The sequence below is a fragment of the Streptomyces aculeolatus genome, assembly GCF_020400605.1.
Classification (GTDB): Bacteria; Actinomycetota; Actinomycetes; order Streptomycetales; family Streptomycetaceae; genus Streptomyces; species Streptomyces aculeolatus.
The window spans coordinates 99,505-125,232 of sequence record NZ_JAINRD010000023.1; the positions used below are offsets into that span (position 1 = coordinate 99,505).

At 70.1% G+C, this 25,728-nt stretch carries 38 protein-coding genes; 2 read left to right on the plus strand and 36 right to left on the minus strand.

What is annotated here, in order from left to right; translation table 11 throughout:
• Positions 1-5 precede the first annotated feature (5 nt).
• Positions 6-449: a 50S ribosomal protein L13 gene (rplM, locus tag LG396_RS30385; protein ID WP_018834815.1), complete on the minus strand. Its 444-nt coding sequence runs from the start codon at positions 447-449 to the stop codon at positions 6-8.
• Between the two features lie 240 nt (positions 450-689).
• Positions 690-2,309: an ABC-F family ATP-binding cassette domain-containing protein gene (locus tag LG396_RS30390; RefSeq protein WP_225797222.1), complete on the minus strand. Its 1,620-nt coding sequence runs from the start codon at positions 2,307-2,309 to the stop codon at positions 690-692.
• Positions 2,310-2,463: 154 nt separating this feature from the next.
• Here LG396_RS30390 and LG396_RS30395 point away from each other — a divergent pair, with 154 nt between their 5' ends.
• Both LG396_RS30395 and LG396_RS30400 read left to right on the plus strand, forming a co-directional pair.
• Positions 2,464-3,336 (plus strand): hypothetical protein, encoded by an 873-nt coding sequence (locus LG396_RS30395; RefSeq protein WP_225797223.1) that lies wholly within the window; start codon positions 2,464-2,466, stop codon positions 3,334-3,336.
• An 87-nt stretch (positions 3,337-3,423) separates the two neighbouring features.
• On the plus strand, positions 3,424-4,425 hold the full coding sequence (locus LG396_RS30400) for an NAD-dependent epimerase/dehydratase family protein (protein ID WP_037740096.1): 1,002 nt from the start codon (positions 3,424-3,426) through the stop codon (positions 4,423-4,425).
• A 100-nt stretch (positions 4,426-4,525) separates the two neighbouring features.
• Here the strand turns inward: LG396_RS30400 and LG396_RS30405 are convergent, their stop codons facing one another.
• The 34 genes from LG396_RS30405 to LG396_RS30570 form a co-directional block, all read right to left on the minus strand.
• On the minus strand, positions 4,526-6,346 hold the full coding sequence (locus LG396_RS30405; RefSeq protein WP_225797224.1) for a glycoside hydrolase family 3 protein: 1,821 nt from the start codon (positions 6,344-6,346) through the stop codon (positions 4,526-4,528).
• A 151-nt stretch (positions 6,347-6,497) separates the two neighbouring features.
• A complete protein-coding gene (gene truA / locus LG396_RS30410; RefSeq protein ID WP_225797225.1) occupies positions 6,498-7,352 on the minus strand; it encodes a tRNA pseudouridine(38-40) synthase TruA in 855 nt (284 codons plus the stop codon).
• 75 nt (positions 7,353-7,427) lie between these two features.
• Positions 7,428-7,991 (minus strand): 50S ribosomal protein L17, encoded by a 564-nt coding sequence (gene rplQ / locus LG396_RS30415; RefSeq protein ID WP_037740091.1) that lies wholly within the window; start codon positions 7,989-7,991, stop codon positions 7,428-7,430.
• Between the two features lie 77 nt (positions 7,992-8,068).
• Positions 8,069-9,091 (minus strand): DNA-directed RNA polymerase subunit alpha, encoded by a 1,023-nt coding sequence (locus LG396_RS30420; protein ID WP_018834822.1) that lies wholly within the window; start codon positions 9,089-9,091, stop codon positions 8,069-8,071.
• A gap of 118 nt (positions 9,092-9,209) precedes the next feature.
• Positions 9,210-9,836, minus strand: coding sequence for a 30S ribosomal protein S4 (gene rpsD, locus LG396_RS30425; RefSeq protein WP_018842032.1), 627 nt, complete (start codon positions 9,834-9,836; stop codon positions 9,210-9,212).
• Between the two features lie 27 nt (positions 9,837-9,863).
• A complete protein-coding gene (rpsK, locus tag LG396_RS30430) occupies positions 9,864-10,268 on the minus strand; it encodes a 30S ribosomal protein S11 (protein ID WP_018834824.1) in 405 nt (134 codons plus the stop codon).
• 69 nt (positions 10,269-10,337) lie between these two features.
• Positions 10,338-10,718 carry a 30S ribosomal protein S13 gene (gene rpsM / locus LG396_RS30435; protein ID WP_018834825.1) on the minus strand — a complete coding sequence of 127 codons (381 nt, stop codon included), beginning with the start codon at positions 10,716-10,718 and terminating at the stop codon, positions 10,338-10,340.
• A gap of 194 nt (positions 10,719-10,912) precedes the next feature.
• Positions 10,913-11,026, minus strand: coding sequence for a 50S ribosomal protein L36 (gene rpmJ, locus LG396_RS30440; protein ID WP_009740505.1), 114 nt, complete (start codon positions 11,024-11,026; stop codon positions 10,913-10,915).
• A gap of 58 nt (positions 11,027-11,084) precedes the next feature.
• Positions 11,085-11,306, minus strand: a complete 222-nt coding sequence (gene infA, locus LG396_RS30445; RefSeq protein WP_003948620.1) for a translation initiation factor IF-1 — start codon at positions 11,304-11,306, stop codon at positions 11,085-11,087.
• A 176-nt stretch (positions 11,307-11,482) separates the two neighbouring features.
• Positions 11,483-12,319, minus strand: a complete 837-nt coding sequence (gene map, locus LG396_RS30450) for a type I methionyl aminopeptidase (protein ID WP_018834826.1) — start codon at positions 12,317-12,319, stop codon at positions 11,483-11,485.
• A gap of 239 nt (positions 12,320-12,558) precedes the next feature.
• Positions 12,559-13,227, minus strand: coding sequence for an adenylate kinase (locus LG396_RS30455; protein WP_225797226.1), 669 nt, complete (start codon positions 13,225-13,227; stop codon positions 12,559-12,561).
• Positions 13,227-14,540 carry a preprotein translocase subunit SecY gene (gene secY, locus LG396_RS30460; protein WP_225797227.1) on the minus strand — a complete coding sequence of 438 codons (1,314 nt, stop codon included), beginning with the start codon at positions 14,538-14,540 and terminating at the stop codon, positions 13,227-13,229. Before secY ends, LG396_RS30455 begins: the two co-directional genes overlap by 1 nt.
• 196 nt (positions 14,541-14,736) lie before the next feature.
• On the minus strand, positions 14,737-15,207 hold the full coding sequence (gene rplO / locus LG396_RS30465) for a 50S ribosomal protein L15 (RefSeq protein WP_037740086.1): 471 nt from the start codon (positions 15,205-15,207) through the stop codon (positions 14,737-14,739).
• A gap of 1 nt (position 15,208) precedes the next feature.
• A complete protein-coding gene (rpmD, locus tag LG396_RS30470) occupies positions 15,209-15,391 on the minus strand; it encodes a 50S ribosomal protein L30 (RefSeq protein ID WP_018834830.1) in 183 nt (60 codons plus the stop codon).
• Complete coding sequence (gene rpsE, locus LG396_RS30475) at positions 15,391-15,993, minus strand: 30S ribosomal protein S5 (RefSeq protein ID WP_018834831.1); 603 nt, start codon at positions 15,991-15,993, stop codon at positions 15,391-15,393. Before rpsE ends, rpmD begins: the two co-directional genes overlap by 1 nt.
• A 13-nt stretch (positions 15,994-16,006) precedes the next feature.
• Positions 16,007-16,390, minus strand: coding sequence for a 50S ribosomal protein L18 (gene rplR, locus LG396_RS30480; protein WP_018834832.1), 384 nt, complete (start codon positions 16,388-16,390; stop codon positions 16,007-16,009).
• A 3-nt stretch (positions 16,391-16,393) separates the two neighbouring features.
• Positions 16,394-16,933 carry a 50S ribosomal protein L6 gene (rplF, locus tag LG396_RS30485; protein ID WP_018834833.1) on the minus strand — a complete coding sequence of 180 codons (540 nt, stop codon included), beginning with the start codon at positions 16,931-16,933 and terminating at the stop codon, positions 16,394-16,396.
• 23 nt (positions 16,934-16,956) lie between these two features.
• Complete coding sequence (gene rpsH, locus LG396_RS30490) at positions 16,957-17,355, minus strand: 30S ribosomal protein S8 (protein ID WP_018834834.1); 399 nt, start codon at positions 17,353-17,355, stop codon at positions 16,957-16,959.
• Between the two features lie 129 nt (positions 17,356-17,484).
• Positions 17,485-17,670 carry a type Z 30S ribosomal protein S14 gene (locus LG396_RS30495; protein WP_018834835.1) on the minus strand — a complete coding sequence of 62 codons (186 nt, stop codon included), beginning with the start codon at positions 17,668-17,670 and terminating at the stop codon, positions 17,485-17,487.
• 3 nt (positions 17,671-17,673) lie between these two features.
• Positions 17,674-18,234, minus strand: a complete 561-nt coding sequence (rplE, locus tag LG396_RS30500) for a 50S ribosomal protein L5 (protein ID WP_018834836.1) — start codon at positions 18,232-18,234, stop codon at positions 17,674-17,676.
• A complete protein-coding gene (gene rplX, locus LG396_RS30505; RefSeq protein ID WP_018834837.1) occupies positions 18,234-18,557 on the minus strand; it encodes a 50S ribosomal protein L24 in 324 nt (107 codons plus the stop codon). Before rplX ends, rplE begins: the two co-directional genes overlap by 1 nt.
• 3 nt (positions 18,558-18,560) lie before the next feature.
• The gene (gene rplN, locus LG396_RS30510; protein WP_018834838.1) at positions 18,561-18,929 is read right to left on the minus strand and encodes a 50S ribosomal protein L14; all 369 of its coding nucleotides are present in this window, start codon (positions 18,927-18,929) and stop codon (positions 18,561-18,563) included.
• Between the two features lie 99 nt (positions 18,930-19,028).
• A complete protein-coding gene (gene rpsQ, locus LG396_RS30515) occupies positions 19,029-19,316 on the minus strand; it encodes a 30S ribosomal protein S17 (protein ID WP_018834839.1) in 288 nt (95 codons plus the stop codon).
• On the minus strand, positions 19,316-19,558 hold the full coding sequence (rpmC, locus tag LG396_RS30520) for a 50S ribosomal protein L29 (protein ID WP_018834840.1): 243 nt from the start codon (positions 19,556-19,558) through the stop codon (positions 19,316-19,318). Before rpmC ends, rpsQ begins: the two co-directional genes overlap by 1 nt.
• Complete coding sequence (gene rplP / locus LG396_RS30525) at positions 19,558-19,977, minus strand: 50S ribosomal protein L16 (protein ID WP_018834841.1); 420 nt, start codon at positions 19,975-19,977, stop codon at positions 19,558-19,560. The genes rpmC and rplP overlap by 1 nt, the downstream gene beginning before the upstream one ends.
• Positions 19,978-19,980: 3 nt before the next feature.
• Positions 19,981-20,835, minus strand: a complete 855-nt coding sequence (gene rpsC / locus LG396_RS30530; protein ID WP_018834842.1) for a 30S ribosomal protein S3 — start codon at positions 20,833-20,835, stop codon at positions 19,981-19,983.
• On the minus strand, positions 20,835-21,182 hold the full coding sequence (gene rplV / locus LG396_RS30535; protein WP_018834843.1) for a 50S ribosomal protein L22: 348 nt from the start codon (positions 21,180-21,182) through the stop codon (positions 20,835-20,837). Before rplV ends, rpsC begins: the two co-directional genes overlap by 1 nt.
• 43 nt (positions 21,183-21,225) lie before the next feature.
• Complete coding sequence (gene rpsS / locus LG396_RS30540; RefSeq protein ID WP_018834844.1) at positions 21,226-21,507, minus strand: 30S ribosomal protein S19; 282 nt, start codon at positions 21,505-21,507, stop codon at positions 21,226-21,228.
• Between the two features lie 17 nt (positions 21,508-21,524).
• Positions 21,525-22,361 carry a 50S ribosomal protein L2 gene (gene rplB / locus LG396_RS30545; protein WP_026276085.1) on the minus strand — a complete coding sequence of 279 codons (837 nt, stop codon included), beginning with the start codon at positions 22,359-22,361 and terminating at the stop codon, positions 21,525-21,527.
• A 43-nt stretch (positions 22,362-22,404) separates the two neighbouring features.
• A complete protein-coding gene (gene rplW, locus LG396_RS30550) occupies positions 22,405-22,773 on the minus strand; it encodes a 50S ribosomal protein L23 (protein ID WP_018834846.1) in 369 nt (122 codons plus the stop codon).
• Positions 22,773-23,456, minus strand: coding sequence for a 50S ribosomal protein L4 (gene rplD, locus LG396_RS30555; RefSeq protein WP_018834847.1), 684 nt, complete (start codon positions 23,454-23,456; stop codon positions 22,773-22,775). Before rplD ends, rplW begins: the two co-directional genes overlap by 1 nt.
• 4 nt (positions 23,457-23,460) lie before the next feature.
• The gene (gene rplC, locus LG396_RS30560; RefSeq protein WP_018834848.1) at positions 23,461-24,105 is read right to left on the minus strand and encodes a 50S ribosomal protein L3; all 645 of its coding nucleotides are present in this window, start codon (positions 24,103-24,105) and stop codon (positions 23,461-23,463) included.
• Between the two features lie 14 nt (positions 24,106-24,119).
• The gene (gene rpsJ / locus LG396_RS30565) at positions 24,120-24,428 is read right to left on the minus strand and encodes a 30S ribosomal protein S10 (RefSeq protein WP_003948644.1); all 309 of its coding nucleotides are present in this window, start codon (positions 24,426-24,428) and stop codon (positions 24,120-24,122) included.
• A 543-nt stretch (positions 24,429-24,971) separates the two neighbouring features.
• Complete coding sequence (locus tag LG396_RS30570; RefSeq protein ID WP_225797228.1) at positions 24,972-25,577, minus strand: hypothetical protein; 606 nt, start codon at positions 25,575-25,577, stop codon at positions 24,972-24,974.
• Between the last annotated feature and the right edge of the window lie 151 nt (positions 25,578-25,728).

The following is a 25,728-nucleotide window of genomic DNA, read 5'->3' on the forward strand; positions in this document are numbered from 1 at the left end:
CGGGACTACTGCGCGACCTGGGTGATCTCGTACGGGACCGGCTGCTGAGCGGCGTGCGGGTGCTCGGCACCGCGGTACACCTTCAGCTTGCTGAGCATCTGACGGCCCAGGGTGTTCTTCGGCAGCATGCCGCGGATGGCCTTCTCGACGGCCTTCTCCGGGTTCTTGTCCAGCAGCTCGTCGTAGCGGACGGAGCGGAGACCGCCCGGGTAGCCGGAGTGGCGGTAGGCCAGCTTCTGGGTCCGCTTGTTGCCGGAGAGGTGCACCTTGTCGGCGTTGATGATGATGACGAAGTCACCAGCGTCGACGTGAGGCGCGTACACCGGCTTGTGCTTGCCACGCAGCAACTGGGCGACCTGGGAGGCCAGGCGGCCCAGAACGACGTCGGTGGCGTCGATGACGTGCCACTGACGCTGGACGTCGCCGGGCTTGGGGCTGTACGTACGCACGGTCGTAGCCTTCGCTTCTTCAGTGGGTGTTCTCTGACAAGGTCACCCGGAGATCACGGCAGCAGTAGACCGCGCCGGCGACGCAAACCGACGGCTGATCGCTGATAAATCGTCCTGGTGGACCAGGCGTAACGGCCTCACGCGTGAGAACGAGCAGCCAATACGCACAACAATCCAGCAGAATACCGGGGCGCGCACCACCAGGTCAAAACACCCCTGCCCGCACCGCGGCCCCGAAGATCAACGCCGCCGGGCCACCCGGCCCTCGTCCCACACCGCCTCCGGCGTCTCCCGGACCCGGCCGTCCGCGCCGAAGACCAGGAACCGGTCGAAGCTGCGCGCGAACCAGCGGTCGTGCGTCACCGCCAGCACCGTCCCCTCGTACGCCTCCAGCCCCTCCTGGAGCGCCTCGGCGCTCTCCAGGTCCAGGTTGTCCGTCGGCTCGTCCAGCAGCAGCGCCGTCGACCCCTCCAGCTCCAGCAGCAGGATCTGGAAACGCGCCTGCTGCCCGCCCGAGAGCCGGTCGAAGGGCTGCTCCGCCGCCCGGTCCAGCTCGTACCGGCGCAGGGCCGGCATCGCCGCGCCCTTGTCCTTGGCGTAGTCCTTCCACAGGATGTCCAGCAGCGTGCGCCCCCGCAGCTCCGGGTGCGCGTGGGTCTGCGCGAAGTGACCCGGCACCACCCGGGCACCCAGCTTCCACGCCCCGGAGTGGGCCACGTCACCGCCGGCCAGCAGCCGCAGGAAGTGCGACTTCCCCGAGCCGTTCGAGCCGAGCACCGCGACCCGCTCGCCGTAGAAGACCTCCAGCGAGAACGGGCTCATCAGCCCGCTCAGCTCCAGCTCCGCGCACGTGATCGCCCGCACCCCGGTCCGCCCGCCGCGCAGCCGCATCTTGATGTCCTGCTCCCGCGGCGGCGCCATCGGCGGGCCGGCGTCCTCGAACTTCCCCAGCCGCGTCTGCGCCGCCCGGTAGCGCGAGGCCATGTCGGAGTTGAACGCGGCCTTCTGCTTGTACATCATCACCAGCCGCTTGAGCTTCGCGTGCTCCTCGTCCCAGCGCCGGCGCAGCTCCTCGAACCGCTCGAAGCGCTCCTTGCGCGCCTGGTGGTACGTGCCGAAGCCGCCGCCGTGCACCCACACGTCGCTGCCCGCGGGGCCCGGCTCCACGCTGACGATCTTCTCGGCGCTGCGCGCCAGCAGCTCCCGGTCGTGGCTGACGAACAGCACGGTCTTCGGCGTCTCGCGGAGCTGCTGCTCCAGCCACAACTTGCCGGGTACGTCCAGATAGTTGTCCGGCTCGTCGAGCAGCAGGACCTCGTCCGTACCGCGCAGCAGCGCCTCCAGCACCAGCCGCTTCTGCTCGCCGCCCGACAACGTGCGCACCTCGCGCCACTGGGCCCGCTCGTACGGCACGCCCAGGGCCGCCGACGTGCACTTGTCCCACAGCGTCTCCGCCTCGTACCCGCGGACCTCCGCCCAGTCGCTCAGCGCCTGCGCGTAGGCGAGCTGCGCCGCCTCGTCGTCGCTCTCGATGATCGCCAACTCGGCCTCGTCGACGGCCGCGGCGGCGGTCCTGATCCGCGGCTGGGCGACGGAGACCAGCAGGTCGCGGACCGTACGCTCGTCACGCACCGAGCCGACGAACTGCGGCATCACACCCAGCCCGCCGCCGGTGGAGACGCTGCCGCCGTGCGGCTGCAGCTCGCCCGCGAGCAGCCGCAGCAGGGTCGTCTTCCCCGCCCCGTTGGCCCCCACCAGCGCGACGGCCGCGCCCTCGCCGACGCGGAACGAGACGTCGCCGAGCAGCGGCCGCCCGTCCGGCAGGTAGTACTCCAGGTGCGCGGCCTCCAGGTGTCCCATGCCCCCATCCTGGCGGCCCGCGGCGGCCCGGCGAAACGGGTTTTCGGCACAGCGCCGGCCGGGCCCGTCCCCGTACGCGCCCGACCGAGCCCGCGGCGCCCAACGCCCCCACTCAGCCGTCCGGGTGACGGCGGGCCCGGTTAAGATGCCCGCCATGAGCTTCGGGCAGGGGGGCGGCGGCTTCGGCGGCCCCGGGGGGCAGGGGCAGGGATCGGGCTTCGGTCCGCCGGGATCCGGCGGGCCCGCGCCCGACTGGGGCGCGCTCGCCGACTCCGCGGCGGCCGAGCGGCGCCGCAAGCGGCGGCTGTTCACGATCGTCGGCGGGGCAGTGGCCACGGTGGTGATAGCCGGCGCGGTCGCCGCGGTGGTGGTGACCACCTCCGGCGGCGACGACGACCCGTCGGGCAGCGCGTCGAAGAACCAGATATCCGGCGCGGAGAGCGAGAGCGGGAAGGGCGACCCGACGTTCTCCTCGGTGGCCCCGCCGCCCGACCCCAGGAAGCTGATCTCCTCCGCGGACACCGACCCGGCGCCGCTGACCGTCGACAGCTTCTTCCCCAACGCCAAGATCACCGTCGACGGCCACGACTACGACCGCAGGGCCACCGACAGCACCGACAAGTGCGCCTCCGCCGCCTCCACGGAGCTCGCCAAGGTCCTCAAGGCCAACGACTGCACGCGGCTGCTGCGCGCCACGTACACCCGCGGCGACACCGCCGTCACCGTCGGCGTCGCCGTCTTCGACAACGACGGCCCGGCCGGCCGCGCCGCCGAGCAGGCCGTCGGCAACCTGGAGTCGCTGCCCGGCAAGGGCGTACCCGAGTTCTGCCGCGCCACCGCCTGCCGGCTGACGACCAACACCCTCGGCCGCTACGCCTACTTCACCATCGCCGGCTATGCCGACGGCAAGGCCGTCACCACCCAGGACCGCGCGACCAAGGAAGCCGTGCAGGACACCGGCTGGTACGTCTACCGCCGCATCATGGACCGCGGCCGCGAGCAGTCCCTGAAGTCAACCGAGCAGTAGCGCCGGACCCCCTTGCGGGTGAAAGGCGGCCCTCCGATAGGCGCAACCCGCGTGGTGCGAGGGCGCCCGCAGTGATCCGCTGGGGCCATGAAGATCCTGGTCACCGGCGCCACGGGCGCCCTCGGCAGCCGACTCGTCCCCCTCCTCACCGCAGCCGGACACACCGTCACCGGCACCACCACGAGCGAGGCGAAGGCCGAGCGGCTGCGCGCGGCCGGCGCGGAGCCGGCCGTACTCGACGTGCTCGACGCCGCGGCCGTACGGGAGACCGTGGCGAACGCCGCCCCCGAGGTGATCGTGCACGAGGCCACCGCGCTCTCCCGCGGCATCGACGAGCTGCGCCCGCGCGACCTCCGCCGCCTCGACGCGTCCTTCGCCCCCACCAACCGGCTGCGCACCGTGGGCACCGACAACCTGCTGGCGGCGGCCGCGGAGGCCGGCACCCGCCGGTTCGTCGCGCAGAGCTTCGCGGGCTGGCCGTACAAACGCGAGGGCGGCTGGATCAAGACCGAGGAGGACCCGATGGAGACCGACCCGCCGGCCGGCTCCGAGGAGTCCCTCGCGGCCATCCTGCACCTGGAGGAAGCGGTCACCACCGCCCCCGGCATGGAAGGCGTCGTCCTGCGCTACGGCGGCTTCTACGGCCCCGGTACGAGCATCACCCCGGGCGGCCAGCAGGCGGAGATGATGCTCAAGCGGCGGGTGCCGGTGGTGGGCAGCGGCGACGGGATCATGTCCCTGGTCCACATCGACGACGCGGCGGCGGCGACGGCCGCGGCGGTCGAACGGGGCGAGCCGGGCCTCTACAACATCACCGACGACGACCCGGCGGCGCAGAAGGAGTGGGTGCCGCGGCTGGCGGCGGCGATGGGCGCGCCGCCGCCGCGGCGGGTGCCGCTGTGGCTGGCGCGGCTCGCGGCGGGGCCGTGGCTGGCGATGGTGATGACGGAGGGCAGGGGGGCGGCGAACGACAAGGCGAAGAGCGAGCTGGGGTGGCGGCTGGAGCACCCGACGTGGCGGGACGGCTTCAAGGAGGTGTTCGGGGCGGGTACGGCCCGTACGGCACGGACCGCGGAGGCGGCCTCGTAGGAGGCGGACGTCGGGGGCGGGCCCGCAGGAGACGGCCGGACGGGGCGGCCCGTACGAGAACGTCACTGCGGCACGGCCCGCCCCCTTCTCCCCCGCCCCCTCAGTACGGCCGGAGCCCGTACCCGTAGCGGAAGAGGGGGTCGGCCCCCGGCTGGCGGGACACCGCGGCGTCCGCCGCCCGGCGCGGCCACGTGACCGGCAGCCGCCCGCCGAACCCGGCGCCGAACAGCGCGTCCGTGATCCCCCGCGCCTCCGTCCCCGGCAGCCACGCCGCCACGAAGGCGTCCGTACGCGCCAGGGCCTCCCCCAGCACCACCGGCCGCCCGGAGTACAGCACGCCGACGCAGGTCTCCGCGCGCCCGCACACGTCCGCGAGATCCGCCTCGTTGCGCTTGCCCAGCGCCAGCGTCCCGGAGTCCCCGAACCACTCCGCGTACGGATCCTCGCCGCCCACCCAGATCCCGACGTCGCCGCGCCCCTCGGTCGCCACCTCGATCCCGGTGCCGGCCGTCGCGCGGCGCAGCGCCTGGAGGAACGTCGTCCCCCGCGTCGTCCGCCCGGTGCCGCCCTGCCAGCCGACGGACCAGCCGCCGAGCTGCCGCCCCAGGTCGTCGGCGCCGTTGCCGCCGACGACGATGCGGTACGAACCGCGCCGCGGCAGCGGCAGCGCGCCGCCCTCGTTGCGGAGCAGCACCTGCGAGGCCCGTACCGCCTGCCGCGCGACGGCCCGGTGCCGGGGCGAGCCGACGCCGGCGGTCAGGGCGGGATCGGTGAAGGGGTCGTCGAAGAGCCCGAGGCGCTCCTTGGCCTCGAGGACGCGGCGCGCGGCGTCGTGCACGCGCTGCCGGGAGATGTCCCCGCCGCGTACGCCGGCGACGATGGCCCGGTGCACGGCGCGGTGGCCGCGGGAGACCATGACCATGTCGATCCCGGCGCCGACCGCGCGGGCGACCTGCGCGGCGAGGTCCTTGCCGGGGAGCTGCTGGACGGCGTCGTAGTCGCTGACGACGATGCCGCCGAAGCCGAGTTCGCCCTTGAGCACGCCGGTGAGCAGCCGCCGGTCGCCGTGGGTCCTGGTGCCGTGGACGCTGCTGTAGCTGGCCATGACGGAGCCGACGCCGGCGTCGACGGCGTCGCGGTACGGGGCGAGGTGCACCCGGCGCAGCTCGGCCTCGCCGACGCGGACGTCGCCCTGGTCCAGGAGCCGGCCTTCGCCGGTGGCGCTGCCGTAGGCGGTGCCGCCGTCGCCGAGGTAGTGCTTGGCGGTGGCCAGCACGGAGCGGGGGCCGAGAGCGGGCCCCTGGAACCCCCGCACGGAGGCGGCGCCCAGCTCCCCCACGACGGCGGGATCCTCGGCGTACCCCTCGTACGTACGCCCCCACCGCACGTCCTGCGGCACGCACACGCAGGGCGTGAACGCCCACCGCACCCCGGCGCCGCGGGTCTCGTCCCGCGCGACGCGCTCGGCGCGCTCGACGAGGGCGGGGTCGCGGGTGGCGCCCATGCCGATGTGGTGCGGGAAGATCACGGATCCGGTGACGCCGCTCATGCCGTGCACGGCGTCGGCACCGTAGAGCAACGGGATGCCGAGCCGGCTGCGCATGGCCGCACGCTGGTACCCGTCGACCATCCGGGCCCAGGCGGCGGCGTCGTCGCCCCCGCGGCGGGGGCCGCCGTCGTCGCCGGCGCTGAGCATGGCGCCGATGCCGAGGCGGGCGAGGTCGCGGGGGTCGTCGAGGAAGGCGTTCTGGACCTGGATCATCTGCCCGGCCCGCTCGGCGAGGGTCATCCGGGAGAGGCAGTCCTCGGCGGTGCGGCAGCGGGGTGCGGAGGGGCGGGAGTCGGGGGTGCGGGAGGAGGGGGTGGCACAGGCGACGAGGAGGAGCGGAAGAAGGGAGCAAAGCACGAAGCGGAGACGCATGCGCCCACCCAACCCACGGAGGGGGCGGAGGGGACCGAGCCACACGGAGCCGGAACCCCACGTCACCCGCGAGAGGGCGGGCCGGCCCACACCCGGGACCACGCGGGCCCGGGGGCGGAGCCCCCGGTGAGGGTCCGGGCGGGGCGAAGCCCTACCCGGCGCCCAGGACGCGGAGGCGGCGCGACGCCAGGTTCCGGGCCGCCAGCTCCCCCGGCGCCGGGTACCCCACCTCCTCCAGCGTCAGCCCGTGCGGACGCACGACCTGCACCGCCGAGTCCCGTACCGCCGCCCCCAGCACCCGCCCCACCCACTCCGGCTCCCGGTGCCCGTCGCCGACGAAGAGCATCGCGCCGACCAGCGCCCGCACCATGTTGTGGCAGAAGGCGTCCGCCTTCACCGTCGCCTCCAGCACCCCGTCCGCCCGCCGCTCCCAGCGCAGCTCCAGCAGCCGCCGGATCGTCGTCGCCCCCTCCCGGCGCTTGCAGAACGCCGCGAAGTCGTGCTCCCCGAGCAGCCGCTCCGCCGCCGCGTTCATCGCGGCGGCGTCCAGCGGACGGTTGTGCCACAGCACGTGGCCCCGCAGCAGCGGGTCGACCCCGCCGGGGTCGTCGCCGACGCGGTACGCGTAGCGGCGCCAGATGGCCGAGAAGCGGGCGTTGAAGTGCGGCGGCGCGGCCGTCACCCGCCACACCCGGACGTCGTGGGGCAGCCGCCCCGCCAGCCGCCGCAGCAGCAGTTCCCCGCGCTCCCCCTGCCCCGCCCACACCGACTCCGGCAGGTCGACGTGCGCCACCTGCCCGCGCGCGTGCACGCCCGCGTCCGTCCGCCCCGCCACCGTCAGCTCGTACGGCGCGGCCGCCCGCAGGACGACCCGCAGCGCCGTCTCCAGCTCCTCCTGCACCGTCCGCTGGCCCTCGCGCTGCCGCGCCCAGCCGGAGAAGCCGCTCCCGTCGTACGACAGGTCCAGCCGCACCCGTACGGAGCCGGCCGCCACCTCGTCACTCACTGCCCTGTTCCTCCCAGCGCGACGGGCCCGCTCCCCCCGGGGGAAACGGGCCCGTCGTCATGCACGAAACGCGTGTCAGGCGTCCTTGGCGTCCTTGCCCTCAGCGGCCTCGGCCTCGCCGGCCTCGGACTCGGCGCCCTCGGACTCAACGGCCTCGGCGTCCGCCGCCTCGGCGGCCTCCGCGTCCTTCTTCAGACCGGCCGCCGCCTCGTCGCCCGCCACGTCCTTCGCGGAGCGCTTCGTCGCCGCCTCGGCCTCGCCGACCGCCTCCTGCTGCACGGTCAGCGCCTCGACCAGCTCGATGACCGCCATCTTGGCGTTGTCGCCGCGACGGTTGCCGATCTTGGTGATCCGGGTGTAGCCGCCCGGGCGGTTGTCGTACCGCGGACCGATCTCGGTGAACAGCGTGTGCACCACGCTCTTGTCCGAGATGAGCTGCATGACCTGCCGGCGGTTGTGAAGGTCGCCCTTCTTCGCCTTGGTCACCAGCCGCTCGGCGTACGGACGCAGCCTGCGGGCCTTGGCCTCGGTCGTCGTGATGCGACCGTGCTCGAAGAGAGCGGTGGCCAGGTTCCGCAGCATGGCGCGCTCGTGCGCCGCGCCGCCGCCCAGTCGGGCGCCCTTGGTGGGCTTCGGCATGGTGTTTCTCCTTTACCGCACCGGCCGTGTCAGGTACCGGTGATCGGGGTCCGGGGGGCGCAGCGCCCCCCGGGACATCAGTACTGCTCGGTCTCGACGAAGCCGGCGTCGGCGTCGTCGTCGGCGCCGAAGGTGTCGGCGGCCGAGGTGGGGTCGAATCCGGGCGGGCTGTCCTTCAGGGCCAGACCCATGCCGGCCAGCTTCGCCTTGACCTCGTCGATCGACTTCGCGCCGAAGTTGCGGATGTCGAGGAGGTCCGCCTCGGAGCGGGCCACGAGCTCGCCCACCGAGTGGATGCCCTCGCGCTTGAGGCAGTTGTACGAGCGGACCGTGAGCTCCAGCTCCTCGATCGGCAGCGCCAGGTCCGCGGCCAGGGCGGCATCCGTCGGGGACGGACCCATGTCGATGCCCTCGGCGTCGATGTTCAGCTCGCGGGCCAGGCCGAAGAGCTCGACCAGGGTCTTGCCGGCCGAGGCCACCGCGTCACGCGGGCGCATGCACGGCTTGGACTCGATGTCGACGATCAGCTTGTCGAAGTCCGTGCGCTGCTCGACACGGGTCGCCTCGACCTTGTAGCTGACCTTGAGTACCGGCGAGTAGATGGAGTCGACCGGGATCCGGCCGATCTCCTGGCCGACCTGCTTGTTCTGCACGGCGGAGACGTAGCCGCGGCCGCGCTCGACGGTCAGCTCCATCTCCAGCTTGCCCTTGCCGTTGAGCGTGGCCAGGACCAGGTCCGGGTTGTGCACCTCGACGCCGGCCGGCGGGGCGATGTCGGCGGCGGTCACCACGCCCGGGCCCTGCTTGCGCAGGTACATCACGACGGGCTCGTCGTGCTCGGAGGAGATGACGAGCTGCTTGATGTTGAGGATGAGGTCGGTGACGTCCTCCTTGACGCCCGGCACGGTGGTGAACTCGTGCAGAACGCCGTCGATCCGGATGTTGGTGACCGCGGCACCCGGGATCGAGGAGAGGAGCGTACGACGCAGAGAGTTGCCGAGGGTGTAGCCGAAGCCGGGCTCCAGCGGCTCGATGACGAACCGGGAGCGGTACTCCTCGACGACCTCTTCGGTGAGAGAGGGACGCTGAGCGATCAGCATAAACGTGTTCCTTCAGTCGTGGGCGCCCGCTATTTGACGCCCGCTGTACCGACCAGGGTACGGGCGGCACGGCGCAAACGCGCCATACCGCCCGTACCTGCGAGCACTGCCCGAAGATCTACTTCGAGTAGAGCTCGACGATGAGCTGCTCCTGCACCTGGGTGTCGATCACCTGGCGCTCGGGCAGGCTGTGCACGAGGATCCGCAGGTTCGACGGGATCGCCTCCAGCCAGGCCGGGACGGTCCTGTCGCCGGCCTCCGCCTGCGCCACCGCGAAGGGGGTCAGGTTCCTGGAGGACTCGCGGACCTCGATGATGTCGTTCGGCACGACGCGGGCCGACGGAATGTCGGTCTTGCGACCGTTGACCGTGATGTGGCCGTGCCGGACGAGCTGGCGGGCGTGGTCGCGGGACTTGGCGAAGCCGGCCCGGTAGACCACGTTGTCCAGCCGCGTTTCGAGGATGCGCAGCAGGTTCTCGCCGGTCTTGCCGGACTGCCGGTTGGCCTCGTTGTAGTAACCGCGGAACTGCTTCTCCAGCACCCCGTAGATGCGCGCGCACTTCTGCTTCTCGCGCTTCTGCAGCAGGTACTCGCTGTCCTTGGTGCGCCCGCGCCCGTGCTCACCCGGGGGGTAAGGACGGATCTCGATCGGGCACTTAGCGCTCTCGCACTTGGCTCCCTTGAGGAAGAGCTTCTGCTTCTCCCGACGGCAACGCTTGCAGTCGGCCCCGGTGTAACGCGCCATGTCTTGTCGTCTCCTACTTCGCTTTTCTCAGACCCGGCGGCGCTTCGGCGGGCGGCAGCCGTTGTGCGGGGTGGGCGTGACGTCCTGGATGGACCCGACCTCGAGGCCGGTGGCCTGGAGGGAGCGGATCGCGGTCTCACGGCCGGAGCCGGGACCCTTCACGAAGACGTCGACCTTGCGCATGCCGTGCTCCTGGGCGCGGCGGGCGGCGGACTCGGCTGCCATCTGGGCGGCGAAGGGCGTCGACTTGCGCGAGCCCTTGAAGCCGACATGGCCGGCGGAGGCCCACGAGATCACGTTCCCGGACGGGTCGGTGATCGAGATGATCGTGTTGTTGAACGTGCTCTTGATGTGAGCGTGGCCATGGGCCACGTTCTTCTTTTCCTTGCGGCGGACCTTCTTGGCCCCGGCCGCTCGGCTCTTCGGAGGCATTCGGTGTTATCTCCCGTGGAGGTGGTCGGTCCTGCAGCGATGCGGACGCACGGAGCGGACCGCTGCGGACTACTTCTTGCCCGGCTTCTTCTTGCCGGCGATGGCGCGACGCGGACCCTTGCGGGTGCGGGCGTTGGTGGAGGTGCGCTGACCGTGGACGGGCAGTCCGCGGCGGTGCCGCAGGCCCTGGTAGCAGCCGATCTCGACCTTGCGCCGGATGTCCGCCTGGATCTCGCGGCGGAGGTCACCCTCGGTCCTGAGGTTGTTGTCCACGAACTCGCGGATCTTGACCAGCTCTTCCTCGGTCAGATCGCGGACGCGGGTGTCGGGGCTCACCCCGGTCGCGGCCAGCGTCTGCTGGGAGAGCGTCCGGCCGATGCCGAACACGTAGGTGAGGGCGACCTCCACGCGCTTCTCGCGCGGGATGTCGACACCTGCAACGCGTGCCATTAAAGGCTCCTGATGTCCTGTCGGAGGTCTTCCGCAGCACCGTTCCCGTAATTTGCTACGAGCCGGGTCCCCGGCCTCCGAGCCGGGGGTGTCGTCCCACACACGTTCGTGGGGGTCGGGTGGCTGCTTTTACTTGTTCGCTTGTGCGTCGCGCGACGAGCTGCGAGCGGTGCGAGGCGATGGGTCGGCGTACGTCAGCCCTGGCGCTGCTTGTGGCGCAGGTTTTCGCAGATGACCATGACCCGGCCGTGGCGGCGGATCACCTTGCACTTGTCGCAGATCTTCTTGACGCTCGGCTTGACCTTCATGTGTCTGGAGGTTCTCCGGGTCGGTGCCCCGCCCCACGGGAGCGGGACGAAGCAAGATCTACTTGTAGCGGTAGACGATCCGTCCGCGCGTCAGGTCGTACGGAGACAGCTCCACCACGACCCTGTCGTCGGGAAGGATACGGATGTAGTGCATCCGCATCTTGCCGCTGATGTGCGCGAGGACCTGGTGCCCGTTCTGGAGTTCCACCTTGAACATCGCGTTCGGCAGAGACTCGACGACGGTGCCCTCGATCTCGATGGCCCCTTGTTTTTTGGCCATGCTTGAGCGCTTCACCTTCCGGATTCGGCTACCTGGATGGTCCAGGGCACACGGGTGCACGGGACCGACGAGTCAGTCTACGCGACCCGCACCGGAAAGGCGAAATCGGGAGTGTGCCCGCTGAGCAAGATCATTAAGCGCCCGGCGGCCCGGGCGCCGGGGCGTGCGCCGAGGCGTCAGTCCAGCGGATCCGGGGCCGCCGTGATCCCGTACGCGGCGAGCTTCTCGCGGCCGCCGTCCGGGGCCGTCAGCACCAGCGGACCGGCCTCGGTCAGGGCCACCGAGTGCTCCCAGTGGCTCGACCAGCTGCCGTCGTCCGTCTTGACCGTCCACTCGTCGGCCAGCACGTGCGTGCGCGGGGTGCCGAGGCTGACCATCGGCTCGATCGCGATGCAGAACCCCGGGACGAGCTTGGGGCCGCGGCCGCGCCGCTTGTCCACGTAGTTCAGGAGGTGCGGGTCCATGTGCATCTGCGAGCCGATGCCGTGGCCCCCGTAGTCCTCGACGATGCCGTACTTGCCGGAGGCCGGGCGCGGCTGCCGGCGGATGTAGCCCTCGATGGCCGCGGAGATGTCCACGAGCCGGTGGCCCTTGCGGACGGCGGCGATGCCGGCCCACATGGACTCCTCGGTCACCCGGCTCAGCTCGTGCAGCTCCGCCTTGTGACCGGAGCCGACGAAGGCCGTGATGGCGGCGTCCGCGTGCCAGCCGTCGACGATGGCGCCGGCGTCGATGGAGATCACGTCGCCCTCGCGCAGCACGGTCTCCCGGTCCGGGATGCCGTGGACGACGACGTCGTTGACCGACGTGCAGATGTTGCCGGGGAAGCCCCCGTACCCCAGGAAGTTCGGCTTGGCGCCGTGGTCGGCGAGGACCTTGGCGGCGATCTCGTCGAGGTCCTTCGTGGTGGCCCCGGGCACGGCGGCGGCGGCGCACGCCTGGTGCATGGCCGCGACGACGAGGCCGGCGGCCCGCATCTTCGCGATCTGTTCCGGGGTCTTGATCTCCACCATGACGGCTGCTGCCTCCTGGGCCGGCGAGGGACGTCTCCCCCCACCACGATACGTGCCCGGCACGGCCCGCCGGACGGGGACCGGTGGGACCGGGCGTAGAAGGGTCGTAGAGGGTCGTACGGGGGTCGTGCGGCTCCGGGACCGGCGGGGGCCGCGCCAGGCGCCGTACGGGCCTTGAAACCCCGACAGCCGGCCCCCGCGGGCGGGGACCGGCTGGATGTCCGCGGCGGGACGGCGACTCAGGACCGGTCTGCGGAGACCTCGCCGGGCAGCGCCTGCATCGCCCGCCGGGTGACCTCGGCCACGGAGCCGAGCGCCGAGATCGTGGTCACCAGGCCCTGGGCCTTGAAGTAGTCGATGATCGGCTCGGTCTCCTCGTGGTAGACCTCCAGCCGGCGGCGGACGGTGTCCTCGTTGTCGTCGTCGCGCTGGTACAGCTCGCCGCCGCAGATGTCGCACACGCCCTCGCGCTCCGGCGGGGAGTACGTGACGTGGAAGACGTGGCTGCTGTCGTTGCGGCAGATCCGGCGGCCGGCGATGCGCTTGACGACCTCGTCCTCCGGCACCTCCAGGTCGAGCACGGCGTCGAGCTCGAGCCCGGCCTCCTTCAGCAGCCCGTCGAGCGACACCGCCTGCGCCACGTTCCGCGGGAAGCCGTCCAGCAGGAAGCCGCCCTCGGCGTCGGGCTGCTCCATGCGGTCCCAGGCCATCCCCACGGTTACCTCGTCCGGCACCAGGTTGCCCGCCTCCATGTACGCCTTCGCCTGCCGGCCCAGGTCCGTGCCCTTGCTGATGTTGGCACGGAAGAGGTCGCCGGTGGAGATGTGCGGGATCGACAGGTTCTTGGCGAGCAGGGCGGCCTGCGTGCCCTTGCCCGCACCGGGGGGCCCGACGAGGACGATTCGCATCAGCGGAGGAACCCTTCGTAGTGATGCTGCTGCAGCTTGCTCTCGATCTGCTTCACCGTCTCCAGCCCGACACCCACGATGATGAGGATGCTCGTGCCGCCGAAGGGGAAGTTCTGGTTCGCCTTGAACAGCACCAACGCCACTGTCGGTACCAGCGCGATCAGACCCAGATAGAGCGAGCCCGGCCAGGTGATCCGGTTGAGTACGTAGCTCAAGTACTCCGCGGTGGGACGGCCGGCCCGGATGCCCGGGATGAAGCCACCGTACTTCTTCATGTTGTCGGCGACTTCCTCGGGGTTGAACGTGATCGCCACGTAGAAGAACGCGAAGAACACGATCATGAGGAAGTACGTGATGATGTACACCGGGTGATCGCCGGTGACGAAGTTCTGCTCGATCCACTGGGCCCAGCCGGACGTGGAGCCGGTGAACTGCACGATCAGGGCGGGAATGTAGAGCAGCGAGGACGCGAAGATGACCGGGATGACGCCCGCCTGGTTGACCTTCAGCGGGATGTACGTCGAGGTGCCGCCGTAGGAGCGGCGCCCGATCATGCGCTTCGCGTACTGCACGGGGACGCGGCGCTGCGCCTGCTCGACGAAGACCACCAGGCCGACCATCGCCAGGCCGAGCGCGATGACGACGATGAACTCGCCCCAGCCGTCGATGATCTTGCCGGACTGCTTGATGTTCCACAGGGCGCCGGGGAAGCCGGCGGCGATCGAGATGAACATCAGCATCGACATGCCGTTGCCGATGCCGCGGTCGGTGATCAGCTCGCCGAGCCACATGACCATCGCGGTGCCCGCGGTCATGCAGATCACCATCGTGATGATGATGAAGATCGAGTCGTCGGGGATGATCTGGTCGTTGACCTGACACTGCGGGAAGAGCGAGCCGCTGCGCGCCGTGGCGACCAGGCCGGTGCCCTGCAGCACCGCGAGGGCGACGGTCAGATAGCGCGTGTACTGTGTGATCTTCGCGGTGCCGGACTGGCCCTCCTTCTTCAGGGCCTCCAGCCGCGGGATCACCACCGTCAGCAGTTGCAGGATGATGCTCGCCGTGATGTACGGCATGATCCCCAGCGCGAAGATGGTGATCTGCAGGAGGGCCCCACCGCTGAACATGTTGACCAGGCCGAACAGGCCCTGGTTGGCGTTGGCCTCGTCCATGCATTGCTGCACGGCCTGGTAGTCGGTTCCGGGGACCGGAATCTGCGCACCGAGCCGGTAGATCACGATGATGCCCAGCACGAACAGCAGCTTCTTGCGCAGGTCGGGTGTCTTGAACGCCCGGGCGAACGCGGTGAGCACGGTGCCTCCTGCGGCCCCCGTGCTTGATCACGGGGGCTGACGAGTCATTTGTTCAGCGGATGGTCGGTAGACATCCCGCGCAGGCGTACGCCCGCGCGGGTAGGGACAGTGCACGCCACCTTACCGGGGGGTGCCGCTGCGGTGGAACGACCAACCGGGGATGCCCATGCGGGACATCCCCGGTTGCTCGTCACACTCAGACGCGCTCGGTGACGGAGCCACCGGCCGCGGTGATCTTCTCGCGGGCGGAGCCGGAGACCTTGTCGACGGCCACCTGCAGCGCCACGGAGATGTCCCCGTTGCCCAGCACCTTCACGAGCTCGTTCTTGCGCACCGCGCCCTTGGCGACCAGGTCGGCCACCGTGACCTCGCCGCCCTCGGGGTACAGCTCGGCCAGCTTGTCCAGGTTCACCACCTGGTACACCTTGCGGGCGGGGTTCTTGAAGCCCTTGAGCTTCGGCAGCCGCATGTGCAGCGGCATCTGCCCGCCCTCGAAGCGCTCCGGCACCTGGTAGCGGGCCTTGGTGCCCTTGGTGCCGCGGCCCGCGGTCTTGCCCTTGGACGCCTCGCCTCGACCCACACGGGTCTTCGGCTTCTTGGCGCCCGGGGCCGGCCGCAGGTTGTGGATCTTCAGCGGCTTCTGCTCCGCCGCGTCCTGGACGGCCATGTCAGTCGACCTCCTCGACCGTCACCAGGTGGCGGACGGTGTGCACCATGCCGCGCACCTGGGGACTGTCATCGCGGACGACGCTGTCGTGCAGCCGGCGCAGGCCGAGCGTACGCAGCGTGTCCCGGTGGTTCTGCTTGCTCCCGATGTAGGACTTGCTCTGGGTGATCTTGAGCTGTGCCATCAGCCGTTCACCCCTGCGCGGGCGCGCAGCATAGCGGCGGGCGCCACGTCCTCCAGCGGCAGGCCACGGCGGGCGGCGATCTCCTCGGGGCGCTGCAGGCCCTTCAGTGCGGCCGTCGTGGCGTGCACGATGTTGATCGGGTTCGACGAGCCGAGCGACTTGCTCAGCACGTCGTGGATGCCCGCGCACTCCAGCACGGCACGCACCGGGCCACCGGCGATCACACCGGTACCGGGCGACGCCGGCTTCAGCAGCACGACACCCGCGGCCTCCTCACCCTGGATCGGGTGCGGGATGGTGCCCTGGATCCGGGGGACCTTGAAGAAGTGCTTCTTGGCCTCCTCCACACCCTTGGCGATGGCGGCCGGCACCTCCTTGGCCTTCCCGTACCCGACACCCACGGTGCCGTCACCGTCGCCCACCACGACCAGCGCGGTGAAGCTGAAGCGACGACCACCCTTCACTACCTTGGCGACTCGGTTGATCGCGACAACGCGCTCAACATACGCGGTCTTGTCGGCGGCATTGCCGCCGTCCCGGCCCTTCCGGTCCCGCCGCTCGCCGCCGCCGGCGCCGCCACCGCGGCGCTGGGGTCCAGCCATTGGTCTTCCTCTCTCAGAACTTCAGCCCGGCATCGCGGGCGGCGTCGGCCAGAGCGGCAATGCGCCCGGCGTACTTGTTGCCACCGCGGTCGAACACCACGGCGTCGACTCCGGCGGCCTTCGCACGCTCGGCGACCAGCGCACCGACCTGCTTGGCCTGCGCGGTCTTGTCGCCCTCGGCGCCGCGGATGGACGTGTCCATCGAGGAGGCCGAGGCCACCGTGTGGCCGGCGATGTCGTCGACGACCTGCGCGACCATGTGGCGGTTCGAGCGGGTCACGACCAGGCGCGGGCGGTCCGGAGTACCGGAGATCTTCTTCCGCACGCGGATGTGCCGGCGCTTGACGGCGGCCGCCTTGCGGGCACTGCCCTTGGCGATCTTCACACCGTATGCCATGGCTTACTTACCCGCCTTTCCGACCTTGCGCTGGATGTACTCGCCCTCGTACTTGACGCCCTTGGCCTTGTACGGGTCGGGCTTGCGCAGCTTGCGGATCTTCGCGGCGACCTCGCCGACCTTCTGCTTGTCGATGCCCTCGACGCTGAAGTGCGTCGGGTTCTCGACCTTGAAGGTGATGCCCTCGGGGGCCTCGATGAGGATCGGGTGGCTGTAGCCCAGCGCGAACTCCAGGTTGGAGCCCTTCGCCTGGACGCGGTAGCCGACCCCGCTGATCTCCAGCTTCTTCACGTAGCCCTGGGTCACACCGGTGACCATGTTCGCCACCAGGGTGCGCGACAGGCCGTGCAGCGCCCGGCTCTTGCGCTCGTCGTTCGGGCGGCTGACGACGATCGTGCCGTCGTCGCCACGGGCGACGTCGATGGGCGCGACGACGGTGTGCGAGAGGGAGCCCTTGGGGCCCTTCACGTTGACCGTACGGCCATCGATGGTGACGTCCACGCCGGCGGGAACCTGGATGGGCAGCTTGCCAATACGCGACATGGCTTTACCTCCGTTCCCTTCCGTTACCAGACGTAGGCGAGGACTTCCCCGCCCACGCCCTTCTTGCCTGCCTGCTTGTCGGTGAGCAGCCCGTGGGAAGTGGAGATGATCGCCACGCCCAGGCCACCGAGCACCTTCGGCAGGTTGGTGGACTTTGCATAGACCCGAAGACCCGGCTTCGAGATCCGCTTGATGCCGGCGATCGAGCGCTCGCGGTTCGGGCCGTACTTCAGCTCCAGGACGAGGCTCTGGCCCACGCGGGCCTCCTCGGTCTTCCAGCCGCTGATGTAGCCCTCCTGCTGGAGGATCTCCGCGATGTGCGTCTTGATCTTGCTGTGCGGCATCGTCACGGTGTCGTGGTACGCCGAGTTCGCGTTCCGCAGACGGGTCAGCATGTCTGCGATCGGATCGGTCATGGTCATGTGATGGCCTTCGGCCTCTCTCGCCGCGGTTTCCTGTCTGCACCGTCCCTCTCCCTCGGTACGAGGACGGGTGTGGTGCGGGGACCTACGGCGTAGTAGTCGGTCAAAGCGTCCCGGTGATCCGGCGGATCACCAGGAGCTCTTGGTCACGCCCGGCAGCTCGCCCCGGTGCGCCATCTCACGCAGGCACACGCGGCACAGGCCGAACTTGCGGTACACGGAGTGCGGACGGCCGCAGCGCTGGCAGCGCGTGTAACCGCGCACCTTGAACTTCGGCTTACGGCCGGCCTTCGCGATCAGGGCCTTCTTTGCCACGGCTCATGCCTCCTTGAACGGGAAGCCGAGGAGACGAAGCAGGGCGCGGCCCTCGTCGTCGTTGCTCGCCGTGGTGACCACGGTGATGTCCATGCCCCGGACCCGGTCGATCTTGTCAGGGTCGATCTCGTGGAACATGACCTGCTCCGTGAGACCGAAGGTGTAGTTGCCCCGGCCGTCGAACTGCTTCGGCGACAGGCCGCGGAAGTCGCGGATGCGCGGCAGCGCGAGCGACAGCAGCCGGTCGAGGAACTCCCACATCCGGTCGCCGCGGAGCGTGACGTGGGCGCCGATCGGCATGCCCTCGCGCAGCTTGAACTGCGCGATGGACTTCCGGGCCTTGGTCACGGACGGCTTCTGGCCGGTGATCGTGGCGAGGTCCTTGATGGCGCCCTCGATCAGCTTGGAGTCGCGGGCGGCGTCGCCCACACCCATGTTGACCACGATCTTGGTCAGGCCGGGGATCTGCATGACGTTCTCGTACGAGAACTCGTCCTTCAGCTTGGCCTGGATCTCGTCCCGGTAGCGCTGCTTGAGGCGCGGGACGGTGGTGGTGGCAGTCATCAGATGTCCTCACCCGTCCGCTTGGCAACGCGGATCTTGTTGCCCTCGTCGTCGAAGCGGTAGCCGACCCGGGTCACGACCTTGTTGCCGTCCTTCTCCACCACCAGCTGAACGTTGCTGACGTGAATCGGGGCCTCGGTCGTGATGATCCCGCCGGTCTTGGACCCGCGGGCCGTCTGGCCGGCCTTGGTGTGCTTCTTGACCCGGTTGACACCCTCGACCAGGACGCGGTCCTCGCGCGGGAAGGCCGCGATGACCTTGCCCTGCTTGCCCCTGTCCTTGCCGGTGATGACCTGAACCAGGTCGCCCTTCTTGATCTTCATGTGCTACAGCACCTCCGGCGCGAGCGAGATGATCTTCATGAACCTCTTCTCGCGCAGCTCACGGCCGACCGGGCCGAAGATACGGGTGCCGCGTGGGTCGCCGTCGGCCTTGAGGATGACGGCGGCGTTCTCGTCGAAGCGGATGTACGAACCGTCCGGCCGGCGGCGCTCCTTGACGGTGCGCACGACGACCGCCTTGACGACGTCGCCCTTCTTCACATTGCCACCGGGGATCGCATCCTTGACGGTGGCGACGACGACGTCACCGATACCCGCGTAGCGGCGGCCCGATCCGCCGAGCACACGGATGCAAAGAATCTCCTTTGCACCCGTGTTGTCGGCGACCTTGAGTCGCGACTCCTGCTGGATCACGTCTATCTCCTGATCGTCTGCCGGTTCCCGGCGGGACCCGTGGTAGCGGGGACCCGCCGAGCCTGGCGGAACCGTCCTGGGGGCTCCCCCCAGGAATACTTACTTGGCCTTCTCGAGGATCTCGACGACACGCCAGCGCTTGGTCGCCGACAGCGGCCGGGTCTCCATGAGGAGGACACGGTCGCCGACGCCGCAGCTGTTCTGCTCGTCGTGCGCCTTGAGCTTGTTCGTACGGCGGATGACCTTGCCGTACAGCGCGTGCTTGACGCGGTCCTCGACGGCGACGACGACGGTCTTGTCCATCTTGTCGCTGACGACGAGGCCCTCGCGGGTCTTGCGGAAGCCGCGCTCGGTCGTGGTTTCTTCGGTCACATTCGTCTCGCTCATCAGGCGCTCTCCACCGTGTCGGCGCTCTCCACCGTGTCAATGCCGAGCTCGCGCTCCCGCATGAGGGTGTAGATCCGGGCGATGTCCTTGCGGACGGCCCTCAGCCGGCCGTGGTTCTCAAGCTGTCCGGTCGCCGCCTGGAAGCGGAGGTTGAACAGCTCCTCCTTGGCCTCGCGCAGCTTCTCCACGAGGTCATCGTTGGAGAGCTGGCGCAGCTCGGTCGCCTTGGTACCGGCGGCCATCACGACTCACCACCCTCGCGCCGGACGATCCGGCACTTCATCGGAAGCTTGTGAGCCGCGCGGGTCAGCGCCTCACGAGCGATCTTCTCGTTCGGGTACGACAGCTCGAACATCACGCGTCCGGGCTTGACGTTCGCGATCCACCACTCCGGCGAGCCCTTGCCGGAACCCATGCGGGTCTCGGCGGGCTTCTTGGTCAGCGGGCGGTCGGGGTAGATGTTGATCCACACCTTGCCGCCACGCTTGATGTGCCGCGTCATGGCGATACGCGCGGCCTCGATCTGCCGGTTGGTGACGTACGCGGCCGTCGCGGCCTGGATGCCGTAGTCGCCGAACGCCAGCTCGGTGCCGCCCTTGGCGAGACCGCGGCGCTTCGGGTGGTGCTGCTTGCGGTGCTTGACCCTACGAGGGATGAGCATGGGTCAGCCCTCCGTTCCGGTGCTTTCGGCAGCGGCGGGGGCGGCAGCGGTGCTCGCGGCCTCGGCCCGGGGGGCCTCGGCAGCCGGAGCCTGCTGCTGCTCGCGCTGCGGACGACGGCCACGGCCACCGCGCTCACCGCCGCGACGCGGACGGTCGCCACCGCCACCGCCGCCCCCACGGGACGGGCGGTTGCCGGCGCGGGCCGCGGCGTTCTCGGCGCGGACCTCGGCGATGTTCTTCACGTCGCCCTTGTAGATCCAGACCTTCACACCGATGCGGCCGAAGGTCGTACGGGCCTCGAAGAAGCCGTAGTCGACGTTGGCGCGCAGGGTGTGCAGGGGAACCCGGCCCTCGCGGTAGAACTCCGAGCGGGACATCTCGGCGCCGCCGAGCCGCCCGCCGCACTGGATCTTGATGCCCTTCGCGCCCGCCTTCATCGAGGACTGCATGCTCTTGCGCATGGCCCGGCGGAAGGAGACACGCGAGGAGAGCTGCTCGGCGACGGCCTGGGCCACGAGCTGCGCGTCGGTCTCGGGGTTCTTGACCTCGAGGATGTTCAGCTGCACCTGCTTGCCGGTGAGCTTCTCCAGCTCGCCGCGGATGCGGTCGGCCTCCGCGCCGCGGCGGCCGATGACGATGCCCGGCCGGGCGGTGTGGATGTCGACGCGGACGCGGTCACGGGTGCGCTCGATCTCCACCTTGGAGATGCCGGCGCGCTCCATGCCCTTCGTCATCATCCGGCGGATGGCGACGTCTTCCTTGATGTAGTCCTTGTACAGCTTGTCGGCATACCAGCGCGACTTGAAGTCGGTGGTGATGCCAAGCCGGAACCCGTGCGGGTTTACCTTCTGGCCCATTACCGGGTCCCTTCCTTGCTGCCGACGACCAGCGTGATGTGGCTGGTGCGCTTGCGGATCCGGTACGCCCGGCCCTGCGCGCGGGGCCGGAACCGCTTCCAGGTCGGGCCCTCGTCGACGTACGCCTCCTTGACGAAGAGGCTGTCGACGTCGGTGTGGTCGTAGTTGTGCGCCGCGTTGGCGATGGCGCTGTCCAGCACCTTGCCGACGGGCAAGCTCGCGGCCTGCGGGGCGAAACGCAGGACCGCCTGAGCCTCCGTGGCATTCATGCCACGGATGAGGTCCACCACACGGCGGGCCTTCATGGGCGTGACGCGCACATAGCGCGCGGAGGCCCTGGCTTCCATGGTTGTCCCTTCAATGTGAGTCATGGTCTTCGCACTCCGCAGGTCAGCGACGACGCGACTTGCGGTCGTCCTTGACGTGGCCCTTGAAGGTGCGGGTAGGCGCGAACTCGCCGAGCTTGTGCCCGACCATCGACTCGGTGACGAACACCGGGACGTGCTTCTTGCCGTCGTGCACCGCGATCGTGTGACCCAGCATGGCCGGGATGATCATCGAGCGGCGGGACCAGGTCTTGATGACGTTCTTGGTGCCTGCTTCGTTCTGCGTGTCCACCTTCTTGATGAGGTGGTCGTCGACGAAGGGCCCCTTCTTCAGACTGCGCGGCATCTCTACTCCACCCGCTCCTAGCGCTTCTTGTTCGTCTTGCGGCGGCGGACGATGTACTTGTTGCTCGCCTTCTTCGGCGAGCGCGTACGGCCTTCCTTCTGGCCCCAGGGCGAGACCGGGTGGCGACCACCGGAGGTCCTGCCCTCGCCACCGCCGTGCGGGTGGTCGATCGGGTTCATCACGACACCGCGGACGGTCGGGCGCACGCCCTTCCAGCGCATGCGGCCGGCCTTGCCCCAGTTGATGTTCGACTGCTCGGCATTGCCGACCTCGCCGACCGTGGCGCGGCAGCGGATGTCGACCAGCCGGATCTCGCCGGACGGCATCCGCAGGTGGGCCATGCGGCCCTCCTTCGCCAGGAGCTGCACGTGCGCACCGGCGGAGCGGGCGAACTTCGCGCCGCCGCCGGGGTTCAGCTCGATGGCGTGGATGACCGTACCGACCGGGATGTTGCGCAGCGGCATCGCGTTGCCCGGCTTGATGTCCGCGCCGGCGCCGTTCTCGATCCGGTCGCCCTGCTTCAGGCCGGCCGGCGCGAGGATGTAGCGCTTCTCGCCGTCCGCGTAGTGCAGCAGCGCGATGCGAGCGGTGCGGTTGGGGTCGTACTCGATGTGCGCGACCTTGGCGGGGACGCCGTCCTTGTCGTGCCGACGGAAGTCGATCACGCGGAAGGCGCGCTTGTGCCCACCGCCCTGGTGGCGGGCGGTCACTTGACCGGAATTGTTTCGGCCGCCCTTGCTGTGCAGCGGGCGGACCAGCGACTTCTCCGGCGTGGACCGCGTTACCTCGACGAAGTCGGCGACGCTGGCGCCACGACGGCCAGGAGTCGTCGGCTTGTACTTGCGGATACCCATTTCTTCAGTCCTCGTCCGTGACGGACAGCCTTGTCGGTCTCCGTCAGGAGACCGGGCCGCCGAAGATGTCGATGCGCTCGCCCTCGGCCACGGTCACGATGGCGCGCTTGGTGTCGGCGCGCTTGCCGTAGCCGGTGCGGGTGCGCTTGCGCTTGCCCTGGCGGTTGATCGTGTTGACCCCGATGACCTTGACCTGGAAGACCTTCTCGACGGCCTGCCGGATCTGCGTCTTGTTCGCCCGCGGGTCGACGATGAACGTGTACTTGTTCTCGTCGAGCAGCGCGTAGCTCTTCTCCGAGACGACGGGCTTGAGCAGCACGTCGCGCGGGTCGTCGTAGGTCTTGCTGGTGACGGTGAACCCGGTCGCCGTCTCGTCCGCGGCCTCGGCCTCGGTCTTGTCCATGTCGACCATCAGGCGTCGCTCCCTTCAGCCTTCTGGAGCTCGACCTCGTCGGCCACGGCCTTGCCGCCCTTGACGGGGCCGGCCACGAACCGCTCGAAGGCGGCCTGCGTGAAGACCACGTCGTCGGAGACGAGCACGTCGTACGTGTTGAGCTGACCGGCGTCCAGGATGTGCACGTCGGGCAGGTTCCGGGTCGACAGCATCGACAGGTCGTCGTCCCGCTCGATGACCAGCAGCACGTTCTTGCGCTCGCTGACCTTGCCGAGGAGGGTCTTGGCGGCCTTCGTCGAGACCTCGCCGTCCACCACGCCGGTGACGACGTGGATCCGGCCGAGGCGCGCCCGGTCCGAGAGGGCACCGCGCAGGGCGGCGGCCTTCATCTTCTTCGGAGTCCGCTGCGAGTAGTCGCGCGGCACGGGGCCGTGCACGACGCCGCCGCCCGCGAACTGCGGGGCGCGGATCGAGCCCTGGCGGGCGCGGCCGGTGCCCTTCTGGCGGTACGGCTTCTTGCCGCCGCCGCGGACCTCGCCGCGGGTCTTCACTTTGTGCGTGCCCTGACGGGCAGCGGCCAGCTGGGCGGTGACGACCTGGTGGATCAGCGGAATGCTGACCTGCGCGTCGAAGATCTCCGCGGGGAGTTCGACGGTCCCGGCCTTCTCGCCCGCCGGCGAAAGGATGTCAACGGTGCTCATTACCTCAGGCCCCCTTGGCCGCGCTACGGACCAGGACGAGGCCGCCGTTCGGACCGGGGACGGCGCCCTTGATGAGCAGCAGTCCCTTCTCCGCGTCAACGGCGTGGACGGTCAGGTTCTGGGTGGTGACCCGCTGGTTGCCCATCCGGCCGGCCATCCGCATGCCCTTGAACACGCGGCCCGGGGTGGCGCAGCCACCGATGGAGCCCGGCTTGCGGTGCACGCGGTGGGCGCCGTGGCTTGCCTTGCCGCCGGCGAAGCCGTGCCGCTTCATGACACCGGCGAAGCCCTTGCCCTTGCTCTTGCCGGTCACGTCGACCTTTACGCCGGCCTCGAAGGTCTCGGCGGTCACCTCCTGGCCGAGGGTGTACTCGGAGGCATCCGCGGTGCGGATCTCCACCAGGTGGCGGCGGGGAGTGACGTCGGCCTTGGCGAAGTGGCCCTTGAGGGGCTTGTTCACCTTGCGCGGGTCGATCTCGCCGAAGGCGATCTGGACGGCGTCGTAGCCGTCGGAGTCTGCGGTGTGTACCTGGGTGACGACACAGGGGCCGGCCTTGACCACGGTCACGGGGACGACACGGTTGTTCTCGTCCCAGACCTGGGTCATGCCGAGCTTCTCGCCCAGGACGCCCTTGATCTGCTTAGCCATCTCTCAGCGACCTCTCAGAGCTTGATCTCGATGTCGACGCCGGCCGGAAGGTCCAGGCGCATCAGCGAGTCAACGGTCTTGGGGGTCGGGTCGAGGATGTCGATCAGACGCTTGTGGGTGCGCATCTCGAAGTGCTCGCGCGAGTCCTTGTACTTGTGCGGCGACTTGATGACGCAGTACACGTTCTTCTCAGTGGGCAGCGGCACCGGGCCCGCGACCGACGCACCAGTGCGGGTCACCGTCTCGACGATCTTCTTCGCCGAGGAGTCGATGACCTCGTGGTCGTAGGCCTTGAGCCGGATGCGGATCTTCTGTCCCGCCATGGCTTCTCAGCAGTCCTGTTCTCGTAGCGCTCCGGCGCCCGGTGGTCTGCGCTGCGTACCCGTTCTCCGACCCACGCGGTCGGGCGTGTCGCAACCCTCCCCGCATTTCTCCCCGCGAAAGCATGTCTCCTACGGACATCCACGGTGACCCGCGGTCCGCAGGAGTTTCCTTGCAGGAAGAGGGGGGAGGATCCCACCGAGTGCCCTGGCCTGCACCCCGCTGACGCTTCCCGGAAGATTCCCGTACTTCCGCCCCTGATGAGGGGCGACGAATACGTGGGACTCGCTTCCGGTCCTCCCGGCGGGAGGCGCGCAGCATCGACGCTCAGCCGAGCAACCCGGATAGTGTGCCATACGGCGCTCGGCTCGCGCCAATCGGCGCAAATACCACGCCGGGCCCGGAGCGGCGGCGCAGGGGCGGCGGAGGGGCGGCGCGGAGGCGGCGCAAGGGACTGCGGCAGGGCGGCGGAGGGGCGGCGGGGAGGCCTCAGCGGCCGGGAGGCGGCGGAGGGACCTCAGCGGCCGGGAGGCGGCGGAGGGGCCTCAGCGGCCGGCCGGGCCCCGCACCCGTATGGGTGCGTGATAGCACTCGACTTCCCAGTGTGCGTCCTGCGGAGAGCCCCCGCGCGGCAGGGTGCGTACGCCCGAGGCGAAGGTCACGTTGCGGTCGGCGGACAGAACGAAGAGGACCGAGAGCTCCCGGTGGCTGAACTCGGTGGCCTCCTGGTAGTCCCAGTCGGCGACGACGCCGCGGGCGTCGCCGTGCAGGAAGGGCCGCTGGAGGAAGTCCTGCACGGCGGCGGGGAAGTTCCCGAGGACGGCGAGGGTCTCGGGGGTGAGGCCGAGGTCGACGGTGGGGAGGGGGCGGGGGGCGGCGCCCGCTGCCGCGCGGGGGGAGGTCGGGGCGGGGGCGGCAGGGGGCGTACGGGAGGTGTCGAAGGACTGCCGGCGCATGGCGCGCGCCTCCAGCTGGACCCGCTTGATGTCGTGCTCCGGCCTGCCGTCACGGCTGACGGGGTCGGCCTTGCAGAGCGCGTTGGGACCGAGGACGACGGCGCGGGGGCGGCCGGTGTGATCGAGGCGGGCCCACCACTCCAGGATGCTGCCGGCCTGGGCCTGGAGCCGGGCCCGGACATCGGGACCGAGCATGGCCCAGCACTCCTCACGGCCGGCGATCTCTTCGAGGGGAAGCTCGCCGGGCGGATGGATCCGGGCGGCGACCTCCTCGCCGCGGGGGGCGGGGAGGGGGAGGCCGTCGCGGGCGGCTAACGCACGCGGTGCGCGCCGGGCGACGTCCCGA